Source organism: Sphingobium quisquiliarum P25, assembly GCF_000445065.1.
GTDB lineage: Bacteria > Pseudomonadota > Alphaproteobacteria > Sphingomonadales > Sphingomonadaceae > Sphingobium > Sphingobium quisquiliarum.
The window spans coordinates 1-5449 of record NZ_ATHO01000012.1; the positions used below are offsets into that span (position 1 = coordinate 1).

7 protein-coding genes are annotated in these 5449 nt (G+C 68.6%); 2 read left to right on the top strand and 5 right to left on the bottom strand.

Features of this window, described 5'->3' with window-relative positions:
• The 4 genes from L288_RS43390 to L288_RS24265 form a co-directional block, all read right to left on the bottom strand.
• Positions 1-557 (bottom strand): hypothetical protein (locus tag L288_RS43390; protein WP_021236716.1); only part of this gene is annotated, 557 nt, incomplete at its 3' end.
• A complete protein-coding gene (locus L288_RS24255; RefSeq protein WP_021236717.1) occupies positions 554-823 on the bottom strand; it encodes a hypothetical protein in 270 nt (89 codons plus the stop codon). The genes L288_RS43390 and L288_RS24255, both read right to left, overlap by 4 nt.
• A 71-nt stretch (positions 824-894) precedes the next feature.
• Entirely contained in the window at positions 895-2013 is a 1119-nt protein-coding gene (locus L288_RS24260) for a Re/Si-specific NAD(P)(+) transhydrogenase subunit alpha (protein ID WP_021236718.1), read from the bottom strand.
• A 25-nt stretch (positions 2014-2038) separates the two neighbouring features.
• Positions 2039-2164, bottom strand: a complete 126-nt coding sequence (locus L288_RS24265) for an aa3-type cytochrome c oxidase subunit IV (protein ID WP_031303797.1) — start codon at positions 2162-2164, stop codon at positions 2039-2041.
• A gap of 149 nt (positions 2165-2313) precedes the next feature.
• On the opposite strand from L288_RS24265, the gene L288_RS24270 reads away from it, so the two are divergent.
• Complete coding sequence (locus L288_RS24270; RefSeq protein WP_021236720.1) at positions 2314-3762, top strand: sigma-54-dependent transcriptional regulator; 1449 nt, start codon at positions 2314-2316, stop codon at positions 3760-3762.
• 88 nt (positions 3763-3850) lie between these two features.
• Entirely contained in the window at positions 3851-4486 is a 636-nt protein-coding gene (locus L288_RS24275; protein ID WP_021236721.1) for a hypothetical protein, read from the top strand.
• A gap of 117 nt (positions 4487-4603) precedes the next feature.
• On the opposite strand, the gene folP is transcribed toward L288_RS24275, so the two are convergent.
• Positions 4604-5449, bottom strand: an 846-nt coding sequence (gene folP / locus L288_RS24280; protein WP_021236722.1) for a dihydropteroate synthase, incomplete at its 5' end; no start/stop codon positions are given.

Consider the following 5449-nt stretch of genomic DNA (forward strand, 5'->3'; position numbering starts at 1 on the left):
CCCGCCACGGCCAGCCCCGCATGCTGGAACAGAAAGCCAAGCGCCGCGATCGAACAGCCAGCAAGGCCGCCCGTCAGCGCGAGCAAGCGCGCCCGCTTCGCCTGATCCATGGCCCCGCGCGGCATCATCGCGCATAGCGCCGTGATCGCGCCGCTGATCACCGTCACGGCGGCGCAGGGAGCGGCCCAGGGCAGCAGCCCGTCGCCCTCCTCCGGCAACAGTCCAAAGGCGTTGGGGTTGAGCAATGCGGCCAGCGCCGCGCACAGCATGGCGATGCCGGTCAGCCCCGCCAGCCCCAGCATCAGCCGGAACAGCACCTGCCCCGGCAGCCCCCGGCCCAGCATCAGCCCCAGCGCCCCGCCTGCCGCCAGCATGGCGGCGATCTGCGGCAGGTTGACGACATCCACGCTGTAGATGGCCGCCGCGCCCAGCATCACGGCTCCGGCAAGAGCGGCAAGCTGACGCCTGTGGCCCGGCCCGGCGCCCCATAGCGACAGGAGGAACAGGAGCGAGGAAAGCGCCCATGCCAGCGTCACCAGATCCACGCCGCCGTTCACCGCCGCCGGTCCCTTTCCATGCGGCGGAGCGCCATGACCGATCCGGTCAGGACCGAGCTGGCCAGCAGCACCGCCAGCAGGCCCAGATAGCGCGCGGCTATGCTGCCCGCCTCAGCAGCGGCGATGATCGATCCGGCAAGTCCGGCCGAACACAGGATCAGGACGATGCCAGCAAGGGCGAAGGCGTCCTTGCGCGGCGTGCGCATCGCCGCCAGCCCGCCCAGCAGGCAGGACAGAAGGAAGAGAATGACGAAGCCCATGTCCATCCGCCCCGCTCCCTGCCCGGCTGCGCCCGCCCCTCCTCTCCGGCTGCGGAGAGGAGGGCGGAAGCGCGATATTACAGCAGCCGTTCGCTGACGACCTTGCCGCCCTGGGTGATGCGGATGGCGTTGCCGATCTCTTCGTCCAGCACCGGCGCGTTCTGGTCCTTGTTCCAGAAGGCCGAAAGGAAGTTGTAGAGATTGCGCGCGAACAGGGCGGACGCATCGGCCGCGAGGCGCGAAGGCACATTCTTGTGCCCGACGATCTTGACGCCGTGCCGCTCCACCACCTGGCCCGCCACCGCGCCCTCGACATTGCCGCCCTGCTCGACGGCGAGGTCGACGATGACGCTGCCCGGCTTCATCGACGCGATCTGCGCATCGGTGATCAGGCGCGGCGCGGGCTTGCCCGGAATCAGCGCGGTGGTGATGACGATGTCCTGCCGGGCGATGTGGCTGGACACCAGTTCGGCCTGCGCCTTCCTGTATTCCTCGGACATCTCGGTGGCATAGCCGCCCTTGCCCTCACCCTCGATCCCGGCGACGCTTTCCACGAAGATCGCCTTCGCGCCCAGGCTTTCGATCTGCTCCTTCGTCGCGGATCGCACATCGGTGGCCGACACCTGCGCGCCCAGCCGCTTGGCCGTGGCGATCGCCTGGAGCCCCGCGACACCCACGCCCATGACGAAGGCGCGCGCGGGCGAGATGGTGCCCGCCGCCGTCATCATCATCGGGAAGGCGCGGCCATATTCATGGGCCGCGTCCAGCACCGCCTTGTACCCGGCAAGGTTCGACTGGGACGAAAGGATGTCCATCGACTGCGCGCGGGTGATGCGCGGCATGAATTCCATGGCCAGCGCTTCATATCCGGCCGCCGCATAGGCGTCCACGCGCGCGCGCTCGGCAAAGGGGTTGAGCCCGGCGACGATCCAGGCGCCCGGCTTCGCGCCTGCAATGCTGGCCGGATCGGGACCCTGCACGCCCAGGATGATGTCCGCGCCAGCGACGGTGGCGGCGCGATCGCCCAGCGCCGCGCCCATGGCGGCATAGTCCTGGTCCGCGATGTCGGCGGTCAGGCCCGCGCCCGCTTCGACCGCGACCTCCGCACCCAGCGCCTTGAACTTCTTGACCGTTTCGGGCGTGCCCGCGACGCGGCGCTCGCCCTCTGCGAGTTCCTTGATGATGGCGATTTTCATTGTCATCCCCCTGTCGGCGCTGGCCTTAGCCGGAGATCAGCAGAACGACGATGGCGGCCACGACCACGCTGGCGATCGTCCCCCACTTCATCAACGCGACGAACCCCGAATAGGTCTGGTTCGCGCTGTCCATATTTCCTTCCGACGCCATGTCAGGTCCCCTTGTCAGCCGTTTCGAGCGCCCTCTTATCGCCAAGCCTGCCCCCTCTCAACCCGCAAAAGCCGGAAAAAATGTCGCGGTTAAGTCCGCCTTTACCCGCAGGCGGTACGCTTTGCCCTCAGTTCAAAAAGAGGGTCCCAATGGCACGCGACGGCGTACCCATGCTGATGCTGATCGATGACGAGCCCGCGCAGCGCAGGCTGGTGTCGGCCCTGGCCGCGCGCGCGGGGTGGCGCACCATCTTCGCCAATGACGGCGAAAGCGCCATCGCGATGCTGGGCACGCAGGACGGCATGCGGCTGGACGCCGTGCTGCTGGACCAATGGAGCCCGAATTACGAGCCTGCCGGCCTCATCCGCGAATTGCGCAGCCGCCGCCCGGCGCTGCCCATCCTGATCCTGACCGCGCACAACAGCGTCGCCGTCGCCGTCGAAGCCATGCGCGCGGGGGCGACGGACTATCTGTCCAAGCCGGTCGCGCCCGAACGGCTGCTCGCCGCGCTCAACGCCACCGTGTCGAGCGAGCATGGCAAGGGGGAGTTGCGCCCGCTCACCGAAAAGATCTCCGCGCCCCTCTCGTTCGAGGATGTGGTCGGGGCCGCGCCGCAATTCCGCGCCGCGCTCGCCATCGCGGCCAAGGCGGCGCGCGCTCGCGTGCCCGTGCTGATCGAAGGGGAAAGCGGTGTCGGCAAGGATGTGATCGCCCGCGCGATCCACGCCGCCTCCCCCCGGCACAAGCAGGCGATGATCACCGTCAATTGCGGCGCCATCCCCGCCAACCTGGTCGAATCGGACCTGTTCGGGCATGAGCGCGGCGCGTTCACCGGCGCGTTCGACCGCCACGTCGGCAAGTTCGTCAGCGCCGACACCGGCACCATCTTCCTTGATGAAGTCAGCGAAATGCCGCTCGACGCGCAGGTGAAGCTGCTGCGCGTGTTGCAGGATGGCGAGGTGCAGCCGATCGGCGCGCGCAGGCCCCTGCATGTCGACGTGCGCGTGATCGCCGCCACCAACAAGCGGCTGACCGACGAAATCGAGGCGGGCCGTTTCCGCGAGGACCTTTATTACCGCCTGAACGTGGTCCAGCTCACCGTGCCGCCGCTGCGCGAACGGCTGGGCGACGTGCCCGCGCTCTGCCGCCATCTGCTCGCCCGCATCGCGACCCAGCCAGGCCTGCGCAGCCTTGGCCTGACCGACGATGCGCTTGCCCTGCTGATGCAGCATGACTGGCCGGGCAATGTGCGCCAGTTGCAGAACGCCCTCTTCCGCGCGGCCGTGCTGTGCGAAGGCGACGCGCTGACGCCGCAGGACTTTCCCCAGATCGCCAGCCAGATCCGCGCGCGCGCGCAGGGCGAAACGGCGCAGCCCCGCCTGCGCGCCATTCCGCAGAGCCATCGCGAGGCGGCCGGGATCACCCTGTTCGAAGGCGACGGCCATGTGCGGCAACTGGCGGAGATCGAAGCGGATGTCATCCGCCTCGCCATCGGCCATTATCGCGGGCGCATGACCGAAGTCGCCCGGCGGCTGGGCATCGGCCGTTCGACCCTGTACCGCAAGCTTACCGAACTGGGCATCGACAGCGCCGCCTGAACGCGCCAGCGCCCGCTCCGGTTCGCCTTATCGCGCCGCGCGTCGTTGCGGCGTTGAAATGTCGCAGCGGCTATGCTTTGGAAGCGACATGAAAAGCTTCCCCTTCGCCGCCTGCCTCCCTGTGTTGCTGCTCGCCGCCTGCGGCCGTGCCGAGCCGGTGGAGGACATGCCGAGTCAGGAGGAGCTGGCCGCCGCCGCCAATGCCGCCGCCGCCAAGGCGCTGGCCAGTGCGAAGGCGGACGATGCGGAAAGCCGCAACTATGTGAATGTCCAGCGCGGCTTTTCCGTGACCTTCCCGGAAGGATGGGAAAAGGACGCGGCCGCCAGCAACGCCAATGGCGCGGTGTTCCAGGACCCCGGCGCAGGCGCTGACGTGCGCGTCTTCTGGCAGGACAATCGGGACAACCAAACGCTGCAACAAATCGTCCAGAGCGTCAGCAGCGGGGCCGAAGGAGTCGATGGCGACTTCATCGGCGACAATGAATATCGCGGCACCGCCAATGACGGCGAAGGCAACAACGTCGCCATCCGGCTTGTGCGCCAGCCCGATGGCGGCATCGTCACCGCCACCTTCGTCTATCCCGAAATGCTGAGCGAACAATATCAGGCGATCGCCGAGCGCGTGCTCGACAGCCTGCGCGTCTTCGCCCCGGCCAGCCAGACGCAGGGCGGCGCGGCCCCGGCGGCAACCGGCAACAGCGCCGCAGCGCAGCCGGAGGGATAAGGGCTGCGGCCGAAAAGGCTGGAACCCCACCCTCCAACCGTTCAGGCTGAGCGAAGTCGAAGCCCTCGCCTGAGCGTAGCGAAGGCGCCTCCCAGCCTTCGAACCGAGCGGAAAGACTTAAACCGCGCTCAACCCCGCATCCGCCAGCCCGCGCCAGAGGTGCAGCGCCTGCACGCTTTCCGGCACGTCATGCACCCGCACCATCTGCGCGCCCTGCTGCGCCGCCTGATAGGCCAGCGCGATCGATCCGCCCAGCCGCTGCGGCGCGGGCGCTTCGTTGGAGAGGGCGCCGATCAGCCTTTTCCGGCTCCCCGCGAACAGCACCGGCACGCCCAGCGCCTGAAACAGCGCCAGCCCATTCACCAGCGCAAGATTGTCGGCCAGCGACTTGCCGAAGCCAAGGCCGGGATCGACCATGATCCGGTCCCGCGCGATGCCCGCCTCCACGCACGCGGCGATCCGCGCCTCCAGCATGTCGAACACGTCCGCCACCACATCGGCATAGCCCGCCGGATTGTCGTGCGGATCGTCGCCCGCCGATGGCGCATGCATCAATATGACGGGGCAGTCCGCCTGCGCCGCCACGTCCATCGCGCGGGGATCATGCGCCAGCGCGCTGACATCGTTGATGACCTTCGCCCCCGCCGCCAGCGCGGCTTCCATCACCGCGGCCTTGCGCGTGTCGATGGAAACAGCCACGCCCGCCGCCGCCAGCCGCTCGATCACCGGGACGACGCGCGCAATCTCGTCGCCTTCCCACACCTTTGGCGCACGGGGGCGGGTCGATTCGCCCCCCACGTCGACCAGCGCCGCCCCCGCCGCCGCCATGGCAAAGCCAGCATCCGCCGCCGCCTGCGGATCGCCCGCATGCTTGCCGCCATCGGAAAAGCTGTCCGGCGTGATGTTGAGGATGCCCATCACCTGCGGCGCATCGAACCGGATTGTCCGCTCGCCAAGGCTGAG